The following is a 1,028-nucleotide window of genomic DNA, read 5'->3' on the forward strand; positions in this document are numbered from 1 at the left end:
GGTCCGGGCCCCACCCCGGCCATCCGCCGGCGAACGGGCCGGTGCGGTTGTCGAGCATGGTGATCGCCCGCCCCTTGGCCCGCTCAACCTGGCGGTGCAGGTAGTCGTCGATCACACCGAGGCGGCGCAGCTGCGCGTACTCGTCGCGGTCCTTCCAGTGGGGCCCGGACAGGTCGGGGGTGACGACCAGGTCCAGGGTGTCGATGCCGACCCCCTGCCGGCGGAGATACGGTTTCTCGAAGTTAACGTACCAGCGCAGCGGCTCGCCGGAAGTGTCCTGGAAGCAGTGCACGGAGAACCACTCCCCGACCAGGAAGTGCGACAGCAGGGTGGTGCCGGTCCAGCGGTAACGGCCCAGGTGCCGGCCGCCAGTTCCGTCAGCATCCGCTCGCGCAGGGACTGGTCGCCGGTGCGGGTGGAGGTGATCCAGGACATCGGTGCCAGGCTCTCGATCCCCGGCCAGTAGGCCAGGGTGAGCACGTGGCCGGTGTCCGCGATCACCCGCTGCGGCATCGCGGTCCACACCCGCCCGGCGTGGACGTCGCGGCGCACCGCCGTGGAACCGGGCTGGAACAAGTCGGTGTCAGTCACCACCGGATCCTTCCCGGCCCCGAGACCGGGAACTCCACTCGAATTTGGGACGGAGCAGTCCCGGCCACACGCCTGGCAGTCCCGGTTGCCGCCGTAGAGGGTGAAGGAGTCGCAGCGTCGGGACCAAGCCGACGTCAGTACGGGACGTCGAAGCAGTAGCTCTCGGTCCACGCGGACGCCCCGTACTGGTTGGCCGCCCGCAGGGCGATGCACACGTGGTCACCGGAGTACGGGCCGGTGACGTGGTAGCTATAACCTGCGGTCGCGTAGACGACGCTCACCTTCTTGGTCTGATTGTCGTACCGGACGTCGTAGCGGGTCGCGTCCGGCTGCGCGCTCCACGTCATGGTGAATGGCATGTCGCAGGCGCCGACACAGCCGTGGTCGAAGGTCGCGTTGTAACCCGCCATCGCCGCAGGCGGCGAGCCAAAGGAGGG

1 protein-coding gene and 1 pseudogene are annotated in these 1,028 nt (G+C 68.9%); both read right to left on the reverse strand.

Annotation, left to right across the window (positions count from 1 at the left end):
• Window positions 1-358: ribonuclease FAU-1 family protein (locus ABD323_RS41610; protein ID WP_486327172.1), on the reverse strand; the 358-nt coding region annotated here is incomplete at its 3' end.
• Window positions 359-725: 367 nt separating this feature from the next.
• Window positions 726-1,028: pseudogene (locus ABD323_RS41615) on the reverse strand (serine/threonine protein kinase); the annotation flags it as partial.

The organism is Kitasatospora nipponensis (assembly GCF_039528135.1).
In the GTDB taxonomy this organism is placed as follows: Bacteria; Actinomycetota; Actinomycetes; order Streptomycetales; family Streptomycetaceae; genus Kitasatospora; species Kitasatospora nipponensis.